We start from the raw sequence: 26532 nt of genomic DNA, 5'->3' as shown, positions 1-26532 counted from the left end.
TTAAAAGTTAGCTTGTTTGTTAGAGCTTTTTGACATGGCATCATCACGGCTAATAAGGCCGCGATTGACTAGGTTTTGTAGACACTGTTCAAGGGTTTGCATTCCATGAGACATACCCGTTTGAATAGCTGAATACATTTGTGCGACTTTATCTTCACGAATAAGGTTACGAATAGCTGGCGTGCCCATCATAATTTCGTGAGCTGCCACTCGGCCGCCGCCAACCTTTTTAATTAAGGTTTGCGATATAACCGCCTGCAAAGATTCAGACAACATAGTACGAACCATGTCCTTTTCGCCTGCAGGGAATACATCAACAATACGGTCAACGGTTTTAGCCGCTGAAGTGGTATGCAAGGTACCAAAAACTAAATGACCGGTTTCTGCTGCTGTCATTGCTAAGCGAATGGTTTCAAGGTCACGCATCTCACCCACAAGAATAACATCGGGATCTTCACGCAGTGCACTTCGAAGCGCCGCTTCAAAACTATGGGTATGTTTATGCACTTCACGTTGGTTGACCAAACATTGCTTATTTTGGTGCACAAATTCTATTGGGTCTTCAATGGTCAGAATATGGTCATGGCGTTCATTATTAATATAATCCACCATCGCCGCTAGTGTTGTAGACTTACCAGAACCTGTCGGCCCTGTTACTAAGACTAATCCACGAGGGAAGCTTGAAATCTTTTTGAAAATTTCAGGAGCGCCTAACTGCTCAAGTGATAATATATCGCTGGGAATGGTACGGAAAACGGCACCAGCCCCACGGGATTGGTTAAATGCGTTAACACGAAAACGGGCAAGGTTTGGCACTTCGAACGAGAAATCGATTTCTAAATGTTCTTCGAAGTCCTTACGCTGTTTATCATTCATGATGTCATAGACTAATCCATGAACAGCTTGATGGTCTAATGCGGGTAAGTTGATTTTTCTCACTTCACCATCAACGCGAATCATCGGAGAAACACCGGCAGAAAGGTGTAGATCTGATGCATTGTGCTTTACACTAAAGGCAAGTAACTCAGTTATTTCCATGACTAATGACATCCATTCAAACAAATCAAAACAATATGACAACAATAGCAGACCGAATATCAATCGCCCAGAGCCAAATTGCACAAGCGACGCAAAATTGTTCACGTAATAGTGAAGAAGTCACCTTACTTGCCGTCAGTAAAACTAAGCCCATATCGGCTATTATTGAGGCTTATCAAGCGGGCCAGCGCTGCTTTGGTGAAAATTATGTCCAAGAGGGCGAAGAAAAAGTCCTCGCACTAAAAGATGACTATTGTGATATTGAGTGGCATTTTATCGGCCCTTTGCAGTCCAACAAGTCGCGTATTGTTGCCGATCATTTTGATTGGATGCACACTTTAAGTCGTGAAAAAATCGCTAAGCGCCTCAATGACCAAAGACCAGCAGGTAAAGCGCCGTTGCAAGTGTGTATTCAAGTTAATATCAGTGAAGAGGCATCAAAGTCAGGGGTGATAGCGACCGAGGTTAGCGCTTTAGCTAAGGTGATAGCATCGCTCCCTAATTTGACTTTACGAGGCTTAATGGCCATACCGACTGCCACCAGCGATATCGCTCTGCAACGCCAAGAATTTGCCAAACTGCAACAGCTTTTTGCGCAGCTAAAAAGCCAATACCCTGACATTGACACCCTATCAATGGGCATGAGTAATGATCTGGCGGTGGCGATTGAGCATGGCTCTACCATGGTCAGAATTGGCACCGCAATATTTGGCGCTCGAGATTACCCATAAACCCTAAAGTCCAAAAACGCCAAATCATTAATTAAAATTTATCCGCTACTGCTTGTATTAGTAAGCAATAGCCCAAACATTAGTAAATAAGCAATTAGCAAATAACAGCCGACATAAAAATTAAAAGTGACCCTTAATATGACTCAAGCAAAAGTATGTTTTATCGGTGCAGGCAATATGCCCCGCTCAATTATCAGTGGTTTAGTCAGTAATGGTTACCCAGCAGATCGTATTCACGCCACCAATCCCAGTGTTGGTAAATTAGATGCGTTAAAAGCCGATTTTAATATTGGTGTATCTCACGACAATATTGCTGCTGCAGATGATGCAGATGTGATTGTACTCAGCGTAAAACCGCAGTTAATGCAAATGGTGTGTGAACAACTAAGTCAGTTAGATTTATCAAAAAAGTTATTAATCACTATCGCTGCAGGCATTCCTGCGGCGCGCTATGTCGATTATTTTAAGCAACCGATTAACCTTATTCGCACTATGCCTAATACACCAACGCAAATTGGCGTGGGTATGACAGGCTTATACGCCGATGAATCCATTTCAGCAGAGCATAAACAAATTTGCGAAACCTTAATGATAAGTGGTGGCAAAATAGTTTGGGTTGAAAAAGAAGACGAGCTTAACCAAGTGATTGCATTAGCTGGCAGTTCACCGGCTTATTTTTTCTTGTTTATTGAGTCTATGATTGACCATGGCATTAAATCTGGCATGGATGAAACCACAGCAAGAGCGCTTGCCCAGCAGGCGGCATTAGGCGCGGCGCAAATGGTGATTCAAAATCCACAACTTTCATTAGCAACCTTGCGTAATAATGTTACCTCAAAAGGCGGCACTACAGCTCAAGCGGTTGAAACCTTCGAACAAGGCGATTTACGCGGTTTAGTGGATAAAGCTATGACAAACTGCATAAAACGGGCACAAGAAATGGCAAAAACATTTTAAACAAACGATATTTAATGGAAAATAGCCCGTGAAGATAATTTTCAGTTCAATTTTAGATCAACTTCAGATCAACTAAGGCACACTCAATGAATGCACTACATTTCTTAATCGATACCGTTTTTGGTCTTTATCTTATGATAGTCCTGCTGCGCTTTTGGCTACAATTAGCCAGAGCTGATTTTTACAATCCATTTAGCCAGTTTGTGATTAAAGCCACTCAACCTATCATAGCCCCAATGCGCCGTGTATTGCCGTCTATGGGCAGTATTGATACCGCATCAATCGTACTGGCCTTATTGGTGGTATTTATAAAATATTCAATACTTACCGCTATGACACCTGCTGCGCTATTTGACCCATTAATGCTTGGTGTTCTTACTGTGGTTTCAGTATTAAAAGAAGCTGGAGTATTACTGTTTTGGGTACTCATTCTGCGCGCACTGCTTAGCTGGTTTAACCAAGGTCACAACCCGATTGTGATGGTAATGGATCAACTTACCGAACCCTTTTTAGCCCCTGTTCGTCGTATCCTGCCTCCTATGGGTGGTTTAGACTTATCGGTGATGTTAGTGCTGATTGCAATGAACTTCCTTAATATTTTGTTAGCGCAATACATTCCATTTTGGGCTCAGGTTTAAAGTTCATGTTTTCCGTTTTAACCTCCGAGCGAGCTTAAGCTAATGCCTGTCGTTATTCAGCAACAGAGTAACCTGTTGCTGAACCTTTATATTCAGCCTAAGGCCAGCCGTGATAAAATTGTGGGCTTACATGGTGATGAAATAAAAATCGCCATCACAGCCCCGCCAATCGACGGTAAAGCCAATAGCCACCTGATAAAGTATTTAGCCAAAGCCTTTAAAGTGCCAAAGTCTGATGTGATGCTTCTAAAAGGGCTTCAAGGCCGTCATAAGCAAGTGAAGATACTTAGCCCGTTAAAGATCCCGCCTGAAATATCGCAGATAATAGCCCAATGCAACTAAGCATCGATTAGTGAAATCATCCATTATTGAAATCATCCATCAAAATGATCCAATTACGGGTGATCTGGCTAAAAATTCTCTATACTTAAGTCTACATTCCAATTAGTGAATCAACTCTTTCGTCGCGACGATTAACTAACCTAGGGCTAAACTAACCCGCTAGGTCAATTAAGCCAGTTGTTAGCAACACAGAGTCGATCAAGGATTTAGATTATGTTTCGCACCCTTTTATGTAGCTTTGTCATTTTAATGAGTACCCTAACGACCGTTCAAGCAGAACAAAAACAGACTGTCGGTAATTATGATATTCATTACATGGCATTAGGTAGTACCTTTATTACCCCTGCTATTGCCAAAACCTATGGTATTGAACGCAGTAATTACAACGGTATTGTCAATATTGCAGTGTTAGATACCAGTCAAGAAGGTAATCCCGCCGTTGCTGTTGAAATCGCTGGCGTAGCCAACAACTTACTTGATGCACGAATGGATTTAGAGTTTAAAGAAATCCGTGAAGGCGATGCTATTTATTATATCGCCCAAGTGCCATACCGAGACGATCAACAAATCAACTTTAACCTGACGATAAAGTACGGCAATAAGCTCAATACATCGTTAAAGTTCAAACAAAAATTTTATGTGGAATAAGGCTAAACAGCGGCTTATTTCAAATGATTTTGCACTTTTAACAAGCTAAACCTCAAGGTTTAGCTTTTTATTTAGTTGCGCAAATCATAGCTATTTTATCCTTTGCTGCTGTCTATCAACTCAGTGCTTAGGTATCATTAGGCCAATTTCATTGATGAAAATTTAAATAGCCAGTCAAGGCGAAAACTAAGCCTTTTTTAAGGCTAGATGCCACTTATTTGATGTGAGTTTTAGTTTACTGCAAAGCCTGCTCACCCCATAAGCACTATTTAAAACATCAGCCCCCTTATTTAATAAAAAGGTATTCCATGCAACAGATTGTTTTAGCAAGCGGTAACAAAGGTAAACTAACAGAGTTTGATCAGATGCTAGCCCAATTTGATATTGAGGTTTTACCGCAAAACCAATTTAACGTTCCAGAAGTGGCTGAAACAGGCACCACCTTTATTGAAAATGCCATTATTAAAGCCCGCCACGCTGCAGAAATCACTGGTAAAGCCGCAATCGCAGATGATTCTGGTTTAGAAGTTGATGCCCTTCAAGGCGCACCGGGGATTTATTCAGCCCGTTACGGCGGCGAAGGCGCCAGCGAGCAAGACAACTACCTTAAATTACTTGCTGCATTAGCAGACAAAACACAGCGCAAAGCACGCTTTCAGTGTGTATTGGTTTATATGCGCCATGCTAAAGACCCAACCCCAATAGTTTGCCAAGCGGCATGGGAAGGCACTATAGGATTGAGCCCTCAAGGTGAGCAAGGCCATGGCTACGACCCTATCTTTATTCCACAGGGGTTTGATATTTCGGCTGCCGAGCTTTCAAGTGAGCAAAAAAACCAGTTGAGCCACCGTGGGTTAGCACTTACTTTGCTTGTAGACGCTATGAAAGCCAAAGGGATTATTAAGTAACTATCATGCAATCAGCGAAATTATCTCTGCCACCACTGAGCTTATATATCCATATCCCTTGGTGCGTTCAAAAGTGCCCATATTGTGATTTTAACTCCCATGGTCAGCATGGAGTATTACCGCAACAAGCTTATGTTGATGCACTTTTAGCCGATCTCAATCACGACCTTCACTATGTACAAGGGCGAAAACTTCACAGCATTTTTATTGGTGGCGGCACGCCATCTTTATTTGAAGCCACCCAAATACAGCGCATTCTAGCCGGTGCTGAAGCCGCCATTGGTTTTGAAGATGATATTGAAATTACCATGGAAGCCAATCCGGGTACGTTAGAGCATGATGACTTTGCCGCATATCGCGCTGCAGGGGTGACGCGCTTGTCCATTGGGGTGCAAAGTTTCTCAAAAGATAAACTCAACCTTCTTGGCCGTATCCATGATGAGGATGAAGCCGTTACCGCTGCTAATACAGCCCGTAATGCAGGTTACAACAGCTTTAACTTAGATTTAATGCACGGCTTACCGAATCAGTCATTTGATGAAGCCATGGCCGATATCGATACTGCTGCTGGGTTAATGCCACCGCATTTATCTTGGTATCAACTGACCATAGAGCCAAATACCTTATTTCACTCTAAACCGCCACAATTGCCTGACGATGAAAACTTGTGGCATATCTATGAGCAAGGACAGAAGAAGCTAGCAGCACTTGGCTATGTGCAATATGAAATCTCTGCTTATGCCAAAGATGGATTTCAGTGCAAACATAATCTCAATTATTGGCAGTTTGGCGATTACTTGGGGATTGGCTGCGGCGCCCATGGCAAGATTACTCAACCTGAGCTCAATAAGATTATTCGCACCGTCAAAATTAAGCATCCGAAGGGTTATCTAGCAACGTCAGATTACACCAGTGAAACTACTGAAGTGCTAGCTGAAGATCGCGCCCTTGAATATTTAATGAATCGACTCAGGTTAATGACGGCTATCCCTAAAACTGAATTTGAACTGCGCACCGGCTTACCTGTGTCAGAGCTTGATGAAGGTATTGCTAAATCAATTAAAAGAGGCTTATTAACCGAAACTGAGACCCATTGGCAATTAACCGCCAAAGGCCATATGTTTGTTAATGATATTTTGTCGCAGTTTTTAGATTAGCTACTTTATAGCTAGCTGATTTATTAAAGTTATTACTAGCCTATATAACTAGTCTACTTATTACTGGCATATTTATTACTAGCCTATTTATTACTAGCCTATATAAAAGCCTGATGGATTACCTTTATAAAACAAGGTTAATGCATTAGGCTTTTTTTGATTTCCTTTGCCCATTAAGCTTGGCGCTTTAAGCAAAGTGCCTGCAAGTCACTAAATAAATCATTTCGCATTTACCCTGTAAATTCAGCAACATTTAAGACACAATTGCTAACATTTCACGTTATACATTTATGCTTGTGTCATTTAGGATATCAATCGATCTCCTGTTCTATTACTTTGCTAACGGAAACCCTATGCGACTAACAACAAAAACGACATTAATAGCCGTTGCTTTAACCAGCTTATTATCAAACGCCGCAATCGCCCACACTGCAGGGCACCAACCTTTAACCAATACAGTAGCCTCCACTAAAACAGCCACCACCGAGTCAGAAAAAGCCAATGAGCTGTTTGAAAGTATGTTCATGGAAAATGTAATGGCTAGCCCGATTTCCCAAACCTATTTACGCATCAAAACTGATTATGACAAATGGGGTGATTTTAGTGATAAATCTGCTGACGAAGACTTAGCCAGAGCTAAAAAGCATTTAAAACAACTTGAAACTATTAATGTTGCTAAGTTAGACAAGCAAACGGCACTTAGCTACAAATTAATGAAACAAGGCTTAGAGCAGCAAATCAGCGATGATAAATGGCGTTACCATAATTACCCTGTAAACCAGATGCGTGGTAGTCATTCGTTTATTGCTACCTTCCTTATCAATCAACATCAAGTTGAAAATGTCAGTGATGCACAGGCTTACATTAGCCGTTTAAACGGTGTAAAGCATATAACTGAGCAAGTGATCGATGCATTAAAAATTCGCGCCGATAAAAATATTATCGCGCCAAAGTTTGTCTTCCCTTATGTGATTTCAGACAGCGAAAATATTATCAAGGGTGCACCTTTTACTGATACTGAAGTTAAAAGCACCCTATGGGGTGATATTAACCGTAAAATCGAGAAGCTCGATATTACCCAAGCTCAAAAAGATGAATTATTGGCGGCAGCTAAAACAGCCTTAATTAAAAGTGTAAAACCTGGGTATGACAATTTAATCAGCTATTTACATGAATTAGAAGCCAAAGCTGATAGCCGTGATGGGGTGTGGAAGTTACCTTTAGGCGAAGATTTTTATAATACTCGTCTAAATCGTATTACGACGACTGATATGAGCTCTGAAACAATTCATCAGTTAGGTTTAGCAGAAGTTGAACGTATTCATAATGAAATGCGTGCGATCATGAAAAAAGTAAATTATACCGGCAACTTAGCCGAGTTTATGGCTTTCATGCGTGATGATGAACAATTTTATTACCCCAACACCGATGAAGGTAAAACTCGTTACATTACCGAAGCTAAAGACCTAATTGATAATATGGAGTCACGCTTAGGTGAAGTGTTTAATATTAAACCTAAAGCCGGATTAATCGTTAAACCTGTTGAAGCCTTTCGCGAAAAGTCTGCTGGTAAAGCATTCTATGATCAACCCGCTCCCGATGGTTCACGCCCTGGTACTTACTACGCCAACTTGTATGACATGAAAGCAATGCCCACTTACCAAATGGAAGCCTTGGCTTATCATGAGGGGATCCCTGGGCATCACATGCAAATTGCCATTGCCCAAGAGCTGGAAGGTATTCCTAAATTTAGAAAATTCGGTGGCTATACTGCCTATATTGAAGGCTGGGGTCTTTATACTGAATACTTCCCTAAAGAAATGGGCTTGTATGCTGATCCCTACTCTGACTTTGGCCGCTTAGCGATGGAGCTATGGCGTGCTTGTCGTCTGGTTGTAGACACAGGGATCCACACTCAACAATGGACTCGTGAGCAAGGTATCCAATACTACGTAGACAACACCCCAAATGCTAAGTCTGATGCCATTAAAATGGTAGAACGCCACGTGGTGATGCCTGGCCAAGCTACTGCCTATAAAGTCGGTATGATTAAAGTGTTAGAGCTACGTGAAAACGCCAAGCTTAAATTAGGTGACAAGTTTGATATTCGTCAGTTCCATACCCTAGTACTGCAAAATGGCCCTGTACCATTAGATGTATTAGAAGCTGAAGTGGACAATTGGATTAATCAAACCAATAAACCTGAGCTATTAAGCCAATCAGCAGACTCAAATCGCGGTTAATCAACCAATCGATTAAGTTATCTAAGGCCACTTTTTAGTGGCCTTCTTTTTGGCTCGTACTAAAGCCTAAGTAATGAAATCTAAGTAATGAGCGCCACTCTATAAATTACCAAGGCAATAACAAGTTCAATAACGAGTGCATTAACAAATGCTATACCCGACAAATATATTCAATTGGCAGCTTAAAAGAGAACAAAAGTACAAAGGCGAGAGAGTAAACAAATTAAGCGGATATTATAGGGCAGAAAAAATAACCCCAGCACAATGTCTGGGGTAAACCAATTAAAACTAGGATGATGGTTTCAAAGCCGGCATTGTTCTGATTTTAAAACCTCTGCCAGCAGTGATTCAAAACTTGCGAAGTTGCTGATTTGCACAAAAAGCTGAAAAGGGGTCATTTCTCAACAAGATGCGTGACTCAAATCATTCCGAATCAACTGAAATCTATTGTATTGATTTAAGAACAGAGTTCAAGCAGCTTTTTACACTCCATTAATAACTCAGCACAGAAACAACCTGAGCGTTTTTCAACCACAAGACAATCAAGTTATTGTTTTTATTATGCAAATAAAAAAGTCGCAACTTAAGTTGCGACTTTGTTTTAAAATTCGAACAATGTTTCCAGTTTTAGTTACTGACTTAGAAACCCCATTGAATGGCTATTTACGTAATTTGTATAAATGATCAAACTTACCATCCCAATAAGGTGTAGTACCAATATGACCTTTAATAAATTCAATAAATGCACTTACTTTAGGGGCAAGGTGCTTACGTCTTGGGTAAACAGCCTGTAGTGGTAAGTTGTTGGTCAATTGCCAATCAGGTAATAACGGCACTAATGTACCTTGTTCGATTTCATCTTCAAGTAAATAACTTGCTAGGTAGGCAATACCTAAACCGCTAACCGCGGCCGATTTTAATGCTGGTGCATTATCAACCCGGAAGTTACCAGAAACACCAATTTCACAGTAATCATCAGCTTTCTTAAACTGCCACATGCTGTGCTCATGCCACTCACCTTGGTAGACTAGACAGTTATGATCAACAAGTTGTTCAGGTCGAGAAATATTGCCATGTTGGGCAATATATTCTGGCGATGCCACTAATAAGAACTGACACTTCATTAATGGTCTTGCAACCATACCTAATGGTAGCTGCTCAGACATAGTCAAAAGTAAATCTAAACCTTCACTAACCACATCGACTTTATGATCCAGTAAGCTAACTTGTAGCTCAAGCTCTGGATGTCGTGCCATAAACTCAGGTAATGCAGGAATAATATGCATGGTACCAAAAGACTGAGAAATACCGACTTTAAGTACACCACGGGTGGCATCATTTAGATTATGCACACTAGCAACGGCCTGCTCTGCATCACGTAATAACTCCTCACCTTGTATGTAAAGCAAGTTACCCGCTTCAGTTAAACTTAAACTACGTGTAGTACGTTGGATGAGTTGAACCCCAAGTTTATGTTCAAGATCAGCAACCTGAGTACTTACTTTGGACTTAGATATACTCAACCTTCTGGCAGCGGCACTGAAGCTCCCGGCTCTAGCAACATGAGTAAAAATAGCAATAGGTTCTAATAGTTCTAACATTGGAGTCGCCTTAAGCTGTTTACGACATTAAAAATATTTTTTGAGTTCCAAGTAATGTCGCTTATTACAGACAATGCTGCATAAACGCCACCTACTTTATATGGTTCTTTAAACGTTGCGCCACTCACCCAAAAAGAAATTAAATTTCGATAGTCCATTATCATGAATAGCCAACCAAAACTAAAACAACAAGTTAATTGGTTAACGCCATACAGTTTTATAGTTTTAGGAGTATACCAAAAATTGTATAAATGGCTCTATATTTATAATATACAATTTTTTTATCAGAACAAATCTACGATAAACTGTAATATTAATGACATTTTCTCAACTTGAACGGTGGCAATTAGACAAAAAACGACTAGCTCGGCTAGCATATCTCGCTACAAAGTAGCGCAAATAACAGATAGTTAACTAGAGCTTGATTGGCGGGCGAAGTTTTTGATTGGTAATTTAAGCAGGAATGGTTTAACTAAAAAGCCCCTGCACAAGGTACAGGGGAAGGTCAGGTGCATTTTGACAATGCTAGAACTTACAAGGTTACCGCTACTCAGTATCTGAGAATGTCGCTAATTCATAAGAAGATAGCTGTGGGATGGATTGACGTAATTCACTTTCAAGCACCATTAACTGCTCAAAGTTACCGCAGACTTTTTTGGCTTTAGCTTCTATGGCCTCTGATTGCTCAGAAATCTGCAATTCAACATCTTCACCGATTCTTTCCATTTTGCTTGAAAAGGCAGTCATTTTTTCATCAAAGCTTCCGCCTTCTGAAGACATCATTTCAGCCCCTAGCGCCATCATAAAACTGCCCATGGAGTTTTTAATCATTTGCTCCATTTCTTGTTCAAACTCTTCATTAAATGCTTCTTCTAACGAAGACTCTGTCGCGCCAAGATAAAACTTATCCCCTTGTTGATATGCTGCTTGGTCAACACGGCTTTGAATTCCAGCTAAAAGCTCATCCAATTTAGCCGCGGTGGCATCGCCAAAAATAGGGGTTAATGCCATGCTCACTGCATCTGTTGCCAAAATAACAGCATCATCAACTAAATCAATTACCTCTGGGATCTGTTTAGATACTTGCTCCGAATAATCAGCTAACAAAGCTGCTTGCTTATCATTTAGTGCAACTTGGTTGCCATCAATATATAACTTTCCAAGTTCGACTCGGTAAACCTCAGCGCCTTTTTCGCTAAAGGATAATTTTTGTGGCTCAACGGTAACATCATAGTTTAAGGTCACGTTGCATTGATTATCTTCAAGGGACATTTTGGCCACCGCAGGCGTCATAGCCCCTGCGGTAAAAATCAAACCAGTTAGTGCAATACTTTTAAATAAACCTTGGGTATTCATTAGCTCTATCCTTGCTGTTAATCGTTATGTAGATAATCAATGGGGCGAGTGGCTAAACTGCTCACTAAGCTACTGCCAACGTTTTGATATCTAGTTTCAATGTTAATTAGACTGATACCAAGTTATTGCACAGGCTGTGCCAAAAACATAAATAAGCTTTTTATCAATAACTTAAAGCAGGTAATAACTAATAGGTTTAGCTTTTAGATTTGGATTTATATTAACTATGTGTGAAATAAGCCAAATGTTGGTAATTTTCATCATCGCTATTATATGGGTAGATTTAAGAATAGATGATTTTCAAACTCGTGGATGAGGATACTAAAAAGACAATGGATGATTTCAAGCTTAACATTTGAAAATGGGCATAAAAAACTTGCCCAGCAACATAAGCGAGTTTAAAAAATTGAGCGACCTAATGATTGTGATAAATGCTCAAGCATGCGAGTGCCTGCCAGTGAGTTGCCATTTTGATCAAGTTCAGGCGACCATACGCAAATAGACATGTCCCCAGGGATCACCGCAATAATGCCGCCGCCAACACCACTTTTACCTGGCATACCAACCCGATAAGCAAACTCACCTGCGCCATCATATAAACCTGAGGTAGCAAGCAGTGCATTTAGCTGTCTGGTTTGTACTGGGGTAACGATTTGATCCCCTGCTAGGCTTTTACCGCGATTGGCGAGATAAAACATCGCTTTTGATAAGTCAGCGCAATTCATTTTTAATGAGCAGTAATGAAAATAGCTCTTTAATACTGTATCAACATCGCCGTTAAAATTACCAAATGACTTCATTAAATAGGCAATAGAGGCATTACGGGCACTAAACTGAAATTCTGAATTAGCCACCACTTTATCAAAAAGTATGTGAGGGTTTTCGCTCAGGTTTCTAACCACTTCAAGCAAGTGATGCTTAGGTGCACCAAGGCGCGCTTGAATTAAATCTGCTATCACTAATGCACCAGCATTAATAAATGGATTTCTTGGAATGCCTCGTTCAAGCTCAACTTGAACCAATGAGTTAAACGACTGACCTGAAGGCTCTTTACCTACCCTGCTCCAAAGTTCATCTTCGGAGTACAAACTTAGCGCTAAAGTAAGGCTGAATACTTTGGAGATAGATTGAATGGAAAACGGCTCAAGATAATCCCCAGCGCCAATGGTGTGACCATCTGCGCCAGTGACTGCTATTGCTATTTTGTTTGGATCTACGTCAGCCAATGCAGGAATATAATCTGCGACTTTCCCTAAACCAATAAGTGGCCGAACCTTGTCGACCACTTCATCAAGCAATATTTGCTCAGGCATTAGCTATATTAGCCCCACCAGATGTCGTACAGTGCACTAACTTCAAGTTGTGGCACTTTTTTCGCTTCCCAGAAGGCTTTAACAGCAGCAACATCTTCTTCGGTACATTTACCGATCTCTTGTGTTGCAATAATGCCTTCCCACATTTTATGACCGCCGCCATGGAAACCTAGCTTACGAGGTTCAATGACTTGTTCAATGAACTCATCAACAGCTTTATCAATATCTGCTTCAGAAATTGACTCATCAAAAGTCCAGTTGATATCAAAACCAAATTCTTGGAATTCATCAACGCGTAGTTTCTTACGTAAACGGCGAGTTCGGGTCTTAGCCATGGTTATTTCCTAGTTAGTTGATTAAATAGCTTATTTTAACAATATTTTATTATAATTATGCAATACGTTCGAACATTATGTCCCAAACGCCATGACCTAAACGATGGCCGCGGGCTTCGAACTTAGTTAGCGGGCGATGATCTGGACGTTCAACTACAGTATTGGTTGCTGATTGGTTTTTATAACCTTCAGCCACAGACATCACTTCTAACATGTGCTCGCTGTAGTTTTCCCAATCTGTTGCCATATGGAAAACACCGCCAATCTTAAGCTTACGACGAATTAATTGCGCAAATTCAGCTTGCACAATACGGCGTTTGTGATGACGTTTTTTGTGCCAAGGATCTGGGAAAAATAATTGTACTCGGGCAAGTGAGCCATCAGCAATGCTGTTTTCAAGCACTTCCATCGCGTCATGATGATAAACACGTAAATTAGTAATTTCAGCTTCACCGGCATCAACTAAACATGCGCCAACACCTGGTTTATGTACTTCGATACCAATGTAGTTTAACTCAGGAGCCGCTTTAGCCATTTCAACTAAAGATGCACCCATACCAAAACCAATTTCTAATACGGTATCAGCATCACGCTTAAACACTTCAGCTAAATTAATCGCTTCTGGTGTGTAATCTAAACCCATTGCAGGCCAATGTGCTTCAATTGCGTTTGCTTGGCCTTTGGTTAAACGGCCTTCTCTTAATACAAAACTTCTGATTTTACGAATATATTTGCCATCTTCGTTAAATTCAGCGGTGGTAACGTCGCTCATGTATGCCTCATCATTTGAATAGCGTTTAAATTGCCGACTATTCAAAGTTTCATCTTTGTTCCAATAATAGTGGCTAAGTATATCTTAAAATCACCATGACTAAAGTATTTATCAGTTAACAGGCTCCCTTGTTTATAGAATATTCTCCATATACACTGCGCTGATGAAAAAAGTTAACTCCTTTTCTGAGCGGATCACCGCTTGGTACGATTTACACGGACGCAAGACCTTACCGTGGCAAATCAATAAAACCCCATATAGAGTGTGGATTTCAGAGATCATGCTGCAACAAACTCAAGTTGCCACTGTTATCCCCTACTATGAAAAATTCATGCAAAGCTTTCCCGACATTAAAGCCCTTGCCAATGCCAGCGAAGATGATGTACTGCATCATTGGACGGGGTTAGGCTATTATGCCCGCGCCCGTAATCTGCATAAAGCGGCTAAAACAGTTTGTGAGCAACATGCAGGCAAGTTTCCTGAAGCGCTAGATGAAGTCATAGCCTTACCGGGTATTGGCCGCTCGACTGCTGGGGCCATTTTGTCATTGTCCCTTGGTCAGCATCATTCAATATTAGATGGAAACGTTAAACGGGTACTTGCCCGTCACGGCGCAATTGAAGGTTGGCCAGGTCAAAAAGCAGTTGAACAACAATTATGGCACTTAACGGATAAGTTAACCCCGCAAAAAGATGTGGTTAAATTTAACCAAGCCATGATGGATATTGGCTCTGCGGTTTGCACTCGCAGTAAACCCAATTGTGCTCAATGCCCTGTTGCAATTGATTGTAAAGCGCAGCTTGCTGGCCGACAGACAGAATTCCCCGGTAAAAAGCCTAAAAAAACCATTCCAGTAAAATCTGCATGGATGCTAGTACTGCATAAAGATGGTGAAGTCATTCTTAATAAAAGACCACCAGCAGGCATTTGGGGCGGCTTATGGTGTTTTCCTCAATTTGATACTGAGGCGGCGCTGCTTGCACATATCTGTGCTAATGGGTTTAATCACAGTAGCAATGAATATGCCGCAGCAAAAAACAACAATAATAAACAATCACAATGGCTTGCAGGATTTAGACATACTTTTAGTCATTTTCATTTAGATATTCAGCCTATCTTAGTTAATCTCGGCGAAAATCAACAATCGCCTCAAATTGACTCAAGTGTAATGGAACAAAATCAGACACTCTGGTATAACATACATCATCCCGCGAAAGTTGGATTAGCCGCAGCAACTGAGCGGATTTTATCTAACTTAGCCGCTCTTTTAGCAGTAGATCCCGTCAAGGAATCCCTTTAAGGAATAATCATGGCTCGTAATGTTAATTGCGTATATTTAAAGAAAGAAGCTCCAGGTTTAGATTTTCAACTTTACCCTGGCGATCTAGGCAAGCGTATCTTTGATTCAATCAGTAAAGAAGCGTGGGCACTTTGGCAGAAAAAACAAACCATGCTAATCAATGAAAACAAACTTAACATGATGAATGTTGATGACCGTAAACTACTTGAAGAGAATATGGTTAGCTTTTTATTTGAAGGCAAAGATGTTGCCGTTGAAGGTTATGTACCTCCAAGTGAAGACGAGTAACTAAATAGCTAACCCCTTAGCTAGCTGAATAGCTTAAGAGCCTACTTTAAAACCGCTAACGGCGTGTTGATATAAAGTAGGCTTTTTTATTCGCATCAATTACCAATCACTTTTGAGACAATTGTAATTAACTTCCCCATAGCTTTTAAATAGTTGTTACTCCACAGCCTATTCACAAAAGTTCCCTAAATTTAGTTAAAAATCTTATTTCGTGAGCTATTAATCAAAAGTAAAAAATTATAACACTTTCTGTTAGTTACACTGCATTATTATCGATTATGCCAAGGTATACTGCCGCTATAACTAATTTCAGAGTGTGCCCATGCTAAAGCCAATACTTTATACAGCATTGACCTTGTCACTGCTTTATTCAATCAATAATGTTAATGCAGACCCCATGGGGATGAAGCCAATGCCAGTGGCAGATGCGCCATTGGGTTATATCATTCATAATCCCTATGAAAATGCCCCACTAACGGCTTTAGTGACTCTTAATGGCCATAAAATTTCCAATGTGGATGTCACCATACATGCCAAAGGTGAAACTGGTGTCAGCATAAACTATCAAGTTGATGATATGCGGGTAATGGATGAAGGTGGCGTACCCATTTTTGGTCTCTACCCTGCCTTTATGAACACCTTTACAATTAAATGGACTGAAAACGGCAAGCAGCGCAGCCACGAGTATCAAATGCTAACCCCAGACATTGATATGGGCTTTTCAGAAAGCCAGTGGGCTAAAGCGCCCATCGTCGAAGTAGAACATGTTGACGCTGACTTTAAAGACCGCCTTTATTTTGTAAACTGGACCAATCCAGACGGAAAGTCGGGTCAGTTATCCCACAATAATCCTGATGCACCTGGGGCGTTTTCTTGGGATGGGAAACCAGGGTTTTTCATTATCGATACCGCTGGTGATATTCGTTGGTACCTGAATCCTTACACCACCCATAACTCAAAAAATTATGACAGCGCAGGTTACGCCATGGGTATGAACGTCACTAAAGACGGCAACATGGTGTGGGTACAGGGCCAAGGCTGGAAAAAGATGTCATTAATGGGAAGAATGATTTCAGAGCACAATTTACCGGGAAATTTTATCGATGCATCACACGAAGGTATTGAAGCCGCCAACGGTAACATCTTTATTCGCGCCGCCGCCAAAGATTATCGCCGCGCTGATGGCATGTTAGTCAACACCATACGCGATCAAATCATTGAGGTTGATAACACAGGTAAATTAGTTGATTACTGGGATCTTAATACTATTTTAGACCCACTGCGTGATGCAGCCTTATTATCCCTTGATGCTGGCGCAGTTTGCTTGAATATGAATATTGACCAAGCAGGTCATCAAACGACTCTGGAAGATTTAAAGAATGCCCCTTATGGCGACATTCATGGGGTTGAAACTGGCCGTAACTGGGTCCATGTAAACTCAATTGATTACGACCCTAAAGATGACAGCATCATTATTAGCTCACGTCATCAATCTGCGGTAATCAAAATTGGCCGCGATAAACAAGTTAAATGGATATTAGGCCCTGAAAAAGGCTGGAGTGACAAGTTCCAAGATAAGCTACTCTCGCCAGTTGATGCTACAGGTAACAAACTTAGCTGTAATGAAAAGGGTCGTTGCCGAGGCAGTTATTTTGACTTCTCATACACGTCCCATACCGCTTATCTTGTTCCTGAAAAGGGCACTTTAACCGTATTTGATAATGGCGATGGTAGACACCTTGGTCAGCCGATGTTTGCCAGTGAAAAATATTCCCGCGCGGTTGAATACAAAATTGATGAGGCCAATAAAACCGTTACCCAAGTATGGCAATACGGTAAAGACGAGTTGGGTTATCAAGGCTACTCGCCAGTAACATCTATCGTTAAATATCAGCAAGATAAAGACAGCATGATGAGCTACTTTGCCTCAGCTGGTTTATTTGGTTTAGGTGGCGGTTATGGCAACTTAAAAATGGATGACACCACAGGTAAAGTTAAATCTATTTTAGTTGAGCATCGCTATGGTGAAACCAAACCCGCTGTGCGCATTAATATCAATAGTCACGATATGTTCGCAACGGGTTACCGCGCTCAGGTTATACGAGTAAACGAGATGCTTAAATAGTGAGTCGCTTCTTATTCAATAACAGTTACCCAGTAACAATTATCCAATAAGAATTATTTAGTAAATGTTATTCAGCCCTTTGATGGAAAAGGGCTGAATACCTTAGCCTCTTTATCCCAGATCAATAAAACGCTTCTACCCGCCTCTTTTCAAAAAATCATATTCAGTTTATTTAAATTAATACTGGTCAAAAAATGATTAATAATTTACATTAAAATCACAATGTAAGCGCTTACACTTAGGCGTGATAAATATTAAAGCCTTACACTTTATCAGGTATCAACCCAGCGAAGATGTTGTAAATACAAGTGAATAGTGGGTTAGTTGTAAGTAATACCTTCAAGTTAGATTGCAACAATAAAGGTATAAAAACGATTATGGAACAATCAGCAACCAGCGTAAAAAACACATCGGTCACATTCGATAAGTTATCCTTTAAAGAGAAAGTTGGTTACGCCCTTGGGGATGTGGCATCTAACTTTTACTGGCGTGTTTTTGATGTGTTCTTATTTATTTTCTACACCGATGTATTTGGTATATCAGCTGCAGCTGTTGGCACCATGATGTTAGTGACTCGCATAATCGATGCGGTATCTGACCCATTAATGGGCGCCCTCGCTGATAGAACTAACACCCGCTTTGGCAAATTTCGCCCTTATCTCATATTAGGCATTATTCCGATTGCTGCAGCTGGTGTACTCACCTTCACAGTGCCCGATTTAGGTGATGATGGTAAATTGATTTGGGCTTATGGCACTTACATTTTCATGATGCTGGCGTACACCTTTATTAACGTGCCCTACGGCGCGCTATTAGGTGTGGTCACCAGTAATAGTCAGGAAAGAACCACATTAACCAGTTTTAGATTTATCGGTGCTTTTTCTGGTGGTACTTTAGTTGCTTATATGACGCCTGAATTAGTTACTTATCTTGGCGCGGGTAATGAGGCATTAGGCTGGCAACTGACCATGGCCTGTTATGGACTTATTTCAGCGGTGCTGTTTTGCCTTACTTTTTTTGCAACTAAAGAGCGCATAGCGCCACCAACTAATCAACAAACCTCAATCAAACAAGACATAATCGATTTAACCAACAACAAGCCATGGCTGATTTTATTCTCTTTAGCGTTAATCATCATGTTCACCATCACTTTGCGCGCCAGTACCGGCACCTTTTACTTTAAATACTATGTAAACCGAGAAGACCTCATTGGCACCTTTACCGCGGTTTATATGATCTCACTTGCCCTAGGCGCCGCCTCTACGCCTCTATTAACCAAATACTTTGATAAACGCCCACTGCTTATTGGTTTAATGACCATTGTTGCCATACTTTCGGCTGGCTTTTACTTTATTCCAGCTCACAACCTTACCTTGATGTTTATTATGCAGGCCTTAATTGGATTTTGCTTAGGGCCTAAATCGCCGTTGGTATTTTCTATGTATGCCGATACTGCTGATTACTCACAATATAAAAATGGCCGCCGCGCCACCGCAATGATTTTTTCAGCAGCAGCCTTTTCGCAAAAATTAGGCGGCGCTTTTGCAGGCGCGATGATCGGTTGGATGCTGTCATCCATGGGTTATGTGGCAAATCAGCAGCAATCACCCGACTCGTTAATGGGGATTTTACTGCTCAATACCATCATCCCTGCAGGCTTTGCCTTATTAGCGGTTTGGGTTGTTAAACACTACAGCTTAGATGAACAAAAAATGCGCCAAATTAACCAGTCGCTTTATCAACCTATTGATAAATCAGAGCCTGCAAGCGAGTAGTTGAGGAATTTAAATAGTGATTACTTACCATCAAAAAAATGGCAACGTCAGCTTGCATAGTCCAACCACTATGCCAAAAGCCTGTGGTTTTTTATGGAATAAAAACATGATGATTCAAATGAATTGTCGGGGTTTTGCGACTGCGCAATTTATGCAGCCAGAACCTGCTAAATATGCCCATGGGCCTGCATTAGAAGCCAAAACCTTTATGCAGCCAGAACACGCCTACTTTAGCCATCATCCTGGGCGATTTTTTTATATAAAAGATAACCACACTAACGAGCTATTCTCATTGCCCTATGAGCCAGTAAGGCAATCATTGGCATCATTTGAGTTTATCGTTAGCCAGCATCAAGTCAGTTGGCAAGTTAAGCACCTCAACCTACACTGTAAACTAAGCTTAACCTTAGCCACTGAAGATACCGCAGAGCTATGGCAATTATCCATTGATAACCTAAGTCAATCGGCGCGAGATATCAGCATTTATAGCTACTTTCCTGTGGGCTATATGTCGTGGATGAATCAATCTGCAAAATTTGATCCTTCACTTAATGCAATTTTATGTCACTCAATCACCCCCTATCAAAAAGTCGATCAATACTTTGTTCAACAAGACTTTAAAGACACCACGGTATTTCTAACTGACACAACCCCTGATAGTTACGAAACCCGTCAAAGTGTTTTTGAAGGCGAAGGCGGTTTACATAACCCAACGGCTATCAGTAATAACCGCTTAGAAAATAAGCCTGCTCATTACCAAACCCCTGCAGCGATAATGCAATTTAATCGTAAGCTTGCCGCTTATGATGACGCTAGCAATAACACCAAGCCAGCAGTGGCATTAAAGTTTGTTTTTGCGCCGGTAAAAGATGCTCACGAAGCGAGTGAGTTAAAACAGCGCTATTTGAGTTCAACAGCGCAATTTACTCAAGCCCAAGATAAATACAAAGCGTATCTCAGCAGAGAAACTGGCTGTTTAAGCCTTTTATCCTCAACCCCTAAGCTTGATAACTTCATCAACCATTGGCTACCAAGACAGGTTTTTTACCATGGCGATGTCAATCGATTAAGTACCGATCCACAAACCAGAAACTACCTTCAAGATGCTATGGGGATGATTTATATCAACCCTAACAAGGCCAAAGCCGCCTTTGAAGTCGCCCTCGCCCAGCAACATCGCAATGGTGAAATGCCTGATGGCATTTTATTGCACCCAGAATCTGAGCTTAAATACATCAATCAAATCCCCCACACGGATCATTGTGTCTGGCTAGTGATTTGTATTGAGGCATATTTAAATGAAACCGCCGACTTTGATTTCTTAAATCAAACCATTGGTTTTGCCAACAGTGAAGATAAGCTTTCGGTGATGGAGCACGTCAATTTAGCGCTGGAGTTCTTATACTCTCAACGTGATAACCGCGGCCTTAACTTTATTAACCAAGGCGATTGGTGCGATCCGATGAACATGGTGGGCTATAAAGGCTTGGGTGTTTCAAGCTGGTTGACGTTAGCAAGTGCTTACAGCATGACACTGTGGGCAAAAGTCTGCCAGCAAATGGACTGTGACAATAAAGCATCAAAATTCAGCCAACTTGCTGCTGAATTAAATGATGCCGTAATTGAGCATTGCTGGGATGATGAATGGTTTGCCCGCGGTATTACCGATGCAGGTCACTGTTTTGGCGTAAGCGATAATCAAGAAGGCCGCATTTATCTTAACCCGCAAACTTTTGCCATGTTATCTGGCGCGGTTAATGATCAGCGCTGGTCACTGATGCAGCCGCAAATCCAGCAGCAATTACAAACACCTTTTGGGATGATGATGCTAGCTCCCGCTTATACCCAAATGGATAAGCAAGTGGGCAGATTAACCCAAAAGTTTCCTGGCACCGCTGAAAATGGCTCTGTTTATAATCATGCTGGGGCATTTTATATATACGCCCTATTTGAACAAGGCGAAACAGAGCAAGCATTTGAACTATTACAAACCATGATAACTACTGAAGATGTACAAAATGAGCTCACCCGTGGTCAATTGCCCGTGTTTATTCCCAACTATTACCGCGGGGCTTATTTTCAATATCCTGACGATGCGGGTAAATCGAGCCAGTTATTTAATACTGGAACCGTCGCTTGGATTTACCGCATTATCATCGAGCAACTTTGCGGCCTAAAAGGCTGCAGCGACGGCTTAAAAATTAAACCGCAACTACCAAAGCACTGGCCTAGCCTAAAGGTAAGTAGACGTTTTCGCGGCGCAACTGTGGATGTATCAATACAAAGGCGAGCAGACGTTAGATCCCAGCAGGTTCTAGTTAATGGTAAAAGCTTACAGACTAATGCTGCAGGTGAGCATATTCTACCGATCAGTACAGATACAAGCCCTAACACTAATACAAGCTATAGCATCAGCGTGTTGCTGGCTGAATAACGCAAGTTGAAAAATCAGCATCCTAGCTACTGATTAAGATAACGCTTTCGACTAATGTCAAAGCGTGTGAATATGCCCAATAATAAATGATTCTATAAGATACTGACTTTAAGACTTAAACATTAGGAGTTTACTGGACAATGGACTGCACTGAAAAACCAACTAATAAAGCGAGCCATAAACATAAGGCCAACGCCTCACTTAAAGGCCTAATACTGCCCTGCCTGTTGGCATTAAATTGCACCGCAATTACTTCAATGGCGAATGCTGATACGTCTTCAAGCACAAACAAAACATCTGCCGAATATGTTCAGGCCCCTATTGAAGTTAACTACGCTAATAAAGCCATTACCCTTGATGGCATTCCAGATGAATCTGATTGGCAACAAGCTAAGTGGCAACCTATTGATCAAATGATCATCGGCGATGCTATAACTGCCGATGATTTTAGTGGCCAATATAAACTGCTTTGGCGCGAAAATAAGCTCTATCTACTGACTGAAGTGATTGATGATGTGCTATTTGATCAAACCGCAGATCCCACAGTGCGGTATTGGGATGATGACACCGTAGAGGTGTTTATTGATGAAGATGGCTCAGGTGGCGAGCATCAATATAGCCATAATGCTTTTGCCTATCATGTGGCATTAGATAAACAAGTGGCTGATTTTACCACGCAAAAAAAGGCCGCCACCTTTAATGAGCATATCACCACAGCATGGTCGAGAGACCCAGTTAACCCTCAAAAAATCTATTGGGAAATGGCGATAACGGTATTCCCTGACAGTTACAATGACAGCTTAAGCGCTTTTGATAAGCAGCAGGTTGCAGCCGTTAGCTTACAAGCCAACAAACAAATGGGTTTTATGCTGGCCTATTGTGATAATGATGGCTCCAAACAAAGAGAGAACTTTATTGGCTCCCACCCGATAAAGCCGTTAAATGGCGACATGAATCGCGGCTATAAACACGCTGATGTTTTTGGCAGTATTATTCTAAAAGCGGCACAATAATCATCATAAAAAGCCGCCAATGACTAATATCATTGACGGCTTTGTTGTTTTTAGTAAACCTGTTCAATAGACGTTATTGCTTAATCCCTTCAATAACCAAATCTAGGCTAACATTGGCAGACGCTGGGCCTAAATCCATTTTAAAACCGAAGTCTTTCATGGCAAATTCTGTGGTACCAATAAAGCCAGCACGATAACCACCCCAAGGATCTTGGCCTTCACCAACAAATTCAGCGGCAATAGCCACAGGCTTAGTCACCCCATTTAAGGTCAAATTACCGTTAACCAATATCTTGCCATTGCCTTGGTCTTCAACACTAGTCGAGGTGTACTGCGCCTGAGGAAACGCGCCAGTATTTAAAAAGTCAGCACTGCGTAAATGTTTATCACGCTCGGCATGGTTTGAGTCAACACTCGTTGTATTGATGGTGACATTCAAATTAGTGTCAGCAATTTTTGCCGCATCGTAACTAAAATCACCACTGAAATCATTAAAACGACCAGCTACAAAGCTATAGCCTAAATGATTTACTTTAAATTGAATTGATGCGTGGGCACCTTGAGTATCTATCTTATAATCGGCCGCATTAGCGACTGATGGTAGTAACATTGCAGCGCCGATAACGCTAGATAATACTGTGGCTAAAAGTTGCTTTTTCATTGGTCATTCCCTTTATTATAAATTCAATATTATTGATATGTTCAAGTACTAATAAGTGTTGCTAGCTAATAATTAGCGTTCTCAGCTCGTCGAGTTACAGGCTCGATTCAAGTGCTGTAGGTGTTAAAACTATTTTGTGGCAGGTTTTATCATTCTTGATAAAGTGCCATCCTTATCAATCAATTGGTGTTTTACCGCGCCTGCAGCATGAATAATCACTAGGGCTATTAATGTATAGGCTGCATATTGATGAACTAAGCCAGCAATATCAGCTTGGTTGTTAATAAAGCTGCCCAGTGACGGCACTTCAAACCAATCAAATACCCAAATTCCGCGGCCATCAGCCGTTGAAATTAAAAAGCCTGTCGCCATAATGGCCAACATTAATAGATAAAGCATTCCATGAGCCCACTTAGCCGCCGTTTGCTCCCAAGCCTTGTGATTATTCTTTGCATGAGGTTTCGCAGAGCCTAAGCGCCACACTAATCGCACTAGCGTTGCCAGTAACAATAAAATGCCAACACTTTTGTGAATATCCGGCGCGGTTTTATACCAACTACTGTAATAAGTGAGATCAACCATCCAAAAACCTAAGCCGAATAAGCCAATAACGGTTAATGCACTTAACCAATGGAGACTAATACTCACTAAACCATAGCCATTTTTTGTATTTGCTAACATCAAGCTGTCCTTGTCAAAATCTATGTGAATGATTATATCGACACAAAACAAAAAGAATATCGCTAAAAATCGCCAAAATCATTCGATAAAATAGAACAATAAAACTAATTGAGTCCTGACTAAACCCAGCCAGTCTTACTCAAATAAGCATTCAATTTGAGATATCGATTAAACTCTCTAAAACCACTATCATTGGGCTTTAAACCAATTAAAGGTAAAAAATCGCTCAGTTTGGCCATTTACTAGCCGAACGATTAAAATCATTTAAAAAAGCACTTGCAGGATTAAAACCATCGCTATACTATGTGCGCACTCCAAACGACACAGGCTCTAACGATTAAGTTAGCACCCAGTTTGAAGTAGTAAACTAACGCTTAGTTAGTTGCCCGAATAGCTCAGTCGGTAGAGCAGAGGATTGAAAATCCTCGTGTCCCTGGTTCGATTCCGGGTTCGGGCACCATATTTAATTTAATAGTGTTATCACTGTTAAGAAAGATAAGCCGGCATAGCTCAGTTGGTAGAGCAACTGACTTGTAATCAGTAGGTCCCGAGTTCGACTCTTGGTGCCGGCACCATATACAGAGAAACCACTCAGTGAGTGGTTTTTTCTTGTAAGTTTCAAGCTAACGATAGTTAGTCGCCCGAATAGCTCAGTCGGTAGAGCAGAGGATTGAAAATCCTCGTGTCCCTGGTTCGATTCCGGGTTCGGGCACCATATTTAATTTAATGGTTTTTCACCGTTAAAAAAGATAAGCCGGCATAGCTCAGTTGGTAGAGCAACTGACTTGTAATCAGTAGGTCCCGAGTTCGACTCTTGGTGCCGGCACCATAAAAACAAAAAAGCCACTCAATGAGTGGCTTTTTTGTGTCTGAAATTTATCATCTGCGACTTATCGGCACTGGATATCACTGCAGTTTATATTCATCAATGCCGACGAGCTATTTATCTGCAAGCACCCTTTTAACCACCAATATAAACCCCTTTAGACTCTGGTTGAATTAAGGTCTTTCAAATATAGAATGTTAGCTTATACAAGCCAAACAAAAAGGCGACCTCAGGCCGCCTTCCAATATCACAGTCTTAGTTTACCTAATTAAAAGTTATAACGAACACCAACGGTAAACACATTATCATCTTCAAGATCAGTTTTTATACTGTTTGCTTTATAATCACCGTCATACATTGCATAGTGACCATAAACCATTGTCGATTTAGTCACCTTATAGTCAGCCCCCACAACAATTGAGGTAATGTTGACATCTGTTGTGTCATCATTTTGAATACCTGAACGTTTAGCATATAGCCCTAAACCCGCTTCATCTATACCGTATTCGGCTTTTAGGTTCACGCCATTAAGGTTATAGGCTAGGTTTACAAAGTATGAGTTCCCTTCAAGATTTGGCTTACTGGTGCTTTCAGAGTTTTGGAATAAACCGCCAATTTTAAACTCTCCAACCTTAAACTGCACCACGCCTCGATAAGCATCCATACCAGCAATGGCTTTGTTATAAGCGCCAGCAACATAATAGCTTTGTGCTTTCAGCTTCTTGTCACCTAGTGTTACACTCACAGCATACTGGCTGCCTTCAGATGCTTGATTATCTTCCATCAAGTATGTCGCGTTAATCGTCAATACGTCCGCTATTTTTGGTGAATAGTACCAAAAACCATCCGCAGAACGAGTTTGAGCGCCAACCAAACGGTCGATATCGGCATTTGAATTACCAAACAAGTCAATGCCACCTTCAGCCTGCTTGAATACCGTGTCATTACGGCCAACAAGAATAGTACCGGCATTGCCCTTAAGACCAAGAAACGTATTACGTGCTTTAAACACATCACTGTTAGTTGAAGTATTTTCTACTTGAAACTCCATTTGGTAAATGACATCGATACCATCAGCAATCTTTTCAGTGCCTTTAACTCCTAGGTGAGAGAAATTGTTTTCCAGTACCGTACCCTCTTTGGCTTCACGAGTGGTTAGGCCGGTGTCAGAGTTGGTCAGCGATAGATCTAAGCGGCCATAAAAGCTTGGCCCTTCGGCAAACGCGCCAAATGATGTTAGTGCAATGATAGATGAAACCGATGCTGCGATTAGTGATTTTTTCATAAGTAGTGCTCCCAATAACTTTGTTCTTTTCAATTTTTTATAATTAATTGCCTAGCGTTAATCATTTGTTCAACGCCTTAATAGGTTTAATAAAACTTGTTTGAG

The 26532-nt window shown here is 41.0% G+C and carries 23 protein-coding genes and 4 tRNA genes; 18 read left to right on the top strand and 9 right to left on the bottom strand.

Features of this window, described 5'->3' with window-relative positions; all coding sequences use genetic code 11:
- Entirely contained in the window at window positions 1-1038 is a 1038-nt protein-coding gene (locus tag Q4533_RS00920) for a type IV pilus twitching motility protein PilT (protein WP_076542380.1), read from the bottom strand.
- Window positions 1039-1073: 35 nt separating this feature from the next.
- On the opposite strand from Q4533_RS00920, the gene Q4533_RS00915 reads away from it, so the two are divergent.
- The 8 genes from Q4533_RS00915 to Q4533_RS00880 all read left to right on the top strand — a co-directional run bounded on the left by Q4533_RS00915 (window position 1074) and on the right by Q4533_RS00880 (window position 8662).
- Complete coding sequence (locus Q4533_RS00915; protein ID WP_303501354.1) at window positions 1074-1769, top strand: YggS family pyridoxal phosphate-dependent enzyme; 696 nt, start codon at window positions 1074-1076, stop codon at window positions 1767-1769.
- A 138-nt stretch (window positions 1770-1907) separates the two neighbouring features.
- On the top strand, window positions 1908-2726 hold the full coding sequence (gene proC / locus Q4533_RS00910) for a pyrroline-5-carboxylate reductase (protein ID WP_102440622.1): 819 nt from the start codon (window positions 1908-1910) through the stop codon (window positions 2724-2726).
- Window positions 2727-2812: 86 nt separating this feature from the next.
- Entirely contained in the window at window positions 2813-3364 is a 552-nt protein-coding gene (locus Q4533_RS00905) for a YggT family protein (RefSeq protein WP_102440623.1), read from the top strand.
- Window positions 3365-3406: 42 nt separating this feature from the next.
- Window positions 3407-3706, top strand: a complete 300-nt coding sequence (gene yggU, locus Q4533_RS00900) for a DUF167 family protein YggU (protein ID WP_102440624.1) — start codon at window positions 3407-3409, stop codon at window positions 3704-3706.
- Window positions 3707-3919: 213 nt separating this feature from the next.
- Window positions 3920-4354: a DUF4426 domain-containing protein gene (locus tag Q4533_RS00895; protein ID WP_102440625.1), complete on the top strand. Its 435-nt coding sequence runs from the start codon at window positions 3920-3922 to the stop codon at window positions 4352-4354.
- 308 nt (window positions 4355-4662) lie between these two features.
- On the top strand, window positions 4663-5262 hold the full coding sequence (gene rdgB, locus Q4533_RS00890) for an RdgB/HAM1 family non-canonical purine NTP pyrophosphatase (RefSeq protein WP_303461708.1): 600 nt from the start codon (window positions 4663-4665) through the stop codon (window positions 5260-5262).
- A 5-nt stretch (window positions 5263-5267) separates the two neighbouring features.
- A complete protein-coding gene (hemW, locus tag Q4533_RS00885) occupies window positions 5268-6419 on the top strand; it encodes a radical SAM family heme chaperone HemW (protein ID WP_102475648.1) in 1152 nt (383 codons plus the stop codon).
- Window positions 6420-6772: 353 nt separating this feature from the next.
- Entirely contained in the window at window positions 6773-8662 is a 1890-nt protein-coding gene (locus tag Q4533_RS00880) for a DUF885 family protein (RefSeq protein ID WP_303501352.1), read from the top strand.
- Window positions 8663-9321: 659 nt separating this feature from the next.
- On the opposite strand, the gene Q4533_RS00875 is transcribed toward Q4533_RS00880, so the two are convergent.
- The 5 genes from Q4533_RS00875 to trmB all read right to left on the bottom strand — a co-directional run bounded on the left by Q4533_RS00875 (window position 9322) and on the right by trmB (window position 14039).
- On the bottom strand, window positions 9322-10263 hold the full coding sequence (locus Q4533_RS00875; protein ID WP_102440629.1) for a LysR family transcriptional regulator: 942 nt from the start codon (window positions 10261-10263) through the stop codon (window positions 9322-9324).
- A gap of 546 nt (window positions 10264-10809) precedes the next feature.
- A complete protein-coding gene (locus Q4533_RS00870; protein ID WP_303461713.1) occupies window positions 10810-11619 on the bottom strand; it encodes a YggN family protein in 810 nt (269 codons plus the stop codon).
- A gap of 398 nt (window positions 11620-12017) precedes the next feature.
- Window positions 12018-12932: a glutaminase B gene (gene glsB, locus Q4533_RS00865; protein WP_102440631.1), complete on the bottom strand. Its 915-nt coding sequence runs from the start codon at window positions 12930-12932 to the stop codon at window positions 12018-12020.
- A gap of 8 nt (window positions 12933-12940) precedes the next feature.
- Complete coding sequence (locus Q4533_RS00860) at window positions 12941-13267, bottom strand: 50S ribosome-binding protein YggL (RefSeq protein WP_102440632.1); 327 nt, start codon at window positions 13265-13267, stop codon at window positions 12941-12943.
- Window positions 13268-13322: 55 nt separating this feature from the next.
- Window positions 13323-14039: a tRNA (guanosine(46)-N7)-methyltransferase TrmB gene (gene trmB, locus Q4533_RS00855; RefSeq protein ID WP_102440641.1), complete on the bottom strand. Its 717-nt coding sequence runs from the start codon at window positions 14037-14039 to the stop codon at window positions 13323-13325.
- Window positions 14040-14202: 163 nt separating this feature from the next.
- On the opposite strand from trmB, the gene mutY reads away from it, so the two are divergent.
- The 6 genes from mutY to Q4533_RS00825 all read left to right on the top strand — a co-directional run bounded on the left by mutY (window position 14203) and on the right by Q4533_RS00825 (window position 22974).
- Window positions 14203-15339: an A/G-specific adenine glycosylase gene (gene mutY, locus Q4533_RS00850; RefSeq protein WP_303501350.1), complete on the top strand. Its 1137-nt coding sequence runs from the start codon at window positions 14203-14205 to the stop codon at window positions 15337-15339.
- Between the two features lie 9 nt (window positions 15340-15348).
- Window positions 15349-15627 (top strand): oxidative damage protection protein, encoded by a 279-nt coding sequence (locus tag Q4533_RS00845; protein ID WP_102440634.1) that lies wholly within the window; start codon window positions 15349-15351, stop codon window positions 15625-15627.
- Window positions 15628-15949: 322 nt separating this feature from the next.
- Window positions 15950-17752, top strand: coding sequence for an aryl-sulfate sulfotransferase (locus Q4533_RS00840; protein WP_303501349.1), 1803 nt, complete (start codon window positions 15950-15952; stop codon window positions 17750-17752).
- Window positions 17753-18129: 377 nt separating this feature from the next.
- Window positions 18130-19527 carry an MFS transporter gene (locus tag Q4533_RS00835; RefSeq protein ID WP_102475645.1) on the top strand — a complete coding sequence of 466 codons (1398 nt, stop codon included), beginning with the start codon at window positions 18130-18132 and terminating at the stop codon, window positions 19525-19527.
- 16 nt (window positions 19528-19543) lie between these two features.
- On the top strand, window positions 19544-21961 hold the full coding sequence (locus Q4533_RS00830; protein WP_303501348.1) for a glycosyl hydrolase family 65 protein: 2418 nt from the start codon (window positions 19544-19546) through the stop codon (window positions 21959-21961).
- Between the two features lie 140 nt (window positions 21962-22101).
- A complete protein-coding gene (locus Q4533_RS00825) occupies window positions 22102-22974 on the top strand; it encodes a sugar-binding protein (RefSeq protein WP_303501346.1) in 873 nt (290 codons plus the stop codon).
- Window positions 22975-23047: 73 nt separating this feature from the next.
- Here the strand turns inward: Q4533_RS00825 and Q4533_RS00820 are convergent, their stop codons facing one another.
- Window positions 23048-23635: a YceI family protein gene (locus tag Q4533_RS00820; RefSeq protein WP_102440637.1), complete on the bottom strand. Its 588-nt coding sequence runs from the start codon at window positions 23633-23635 to the stop codon at window positions 23048-23050.
- A 129-nt stretch (window positions 23636-23764) separates the two neighbouring features.
- The gene (locus Q4533_RS00815; protein ID WP_102440638.1) at window positions 23765-24316 is read right to left on the bottom strand and encodes a cytochrome b; all 552 of its coding nucleotides are present in this window, start codon (window positions 24314-24316) and stop codon (window positions 23765-23767) included.
- A gap of 384 nt (window positions 24317-24700) precedes the next feature.
- Here Q4533_RS00815 and Q4533_RS00810 point away from each other — a divergent pair.
- The 4 genes from Q4533_RS00810 to Q4533_RS00795 all read left to right on the top strand — a co-directional run bounded on the left by Q4533_RS00810 (window position 24701) and on the right by Q4533_RS00795 (window position 25145).
- Window positions 24701-24776, top strand: a tRNA-Phe gene (locus Q4533_RS00810).
- 39 nt (window positions 24777-24815) lie between these two features.
- A tRNA-Thr gene (locus Q4533_RS00805) sits at window positions 24816-24891 on the top strand.
- A 64-nt stretch (window positions 24892-24955) separates the two neighbouring features.
- Window positions 24956-25031, top strand: a tRNA-Phe gene (locus tag Q4533_RS00800).
- A 38-nt stretch (window positions 25032-25069) separates the two neighbouring features.
- Window positions 25070-25145, top strand: a tRNA-Thr gene (locus tag Q4533_RS00795).
- A gap of 265 nt (window positions 25146-25410) precedes the next feature.
- On the opposite strand, the gene Q4533_RS00790 is transcribed toward Q4533_RS00795, so the two are convergent.
- Entirely contained in the window at window positions 25411-26427 is a 1017-nt protein-coding gene (locus Q4533_RS00790) for a porin (RefSeq protein ID WP_303501345.1), read from the bottom strand.
- Window positions 26428-26532 lie beyond the last annotated feature (105 nt).

It is taken from the genome of Shewanella sp. 6_MG-2023 (assembly GCF_030547195.1).
GTDB lineage: Bacteria > Pseudomonadota > Gammaproteobacteria > Enterobacterales > Shewanellaceae > Shewanella.
Note: the sequence above shows the minus strand (reverse complement) of the source record. Positions and strands in the feature narration are given on the sequence as shown.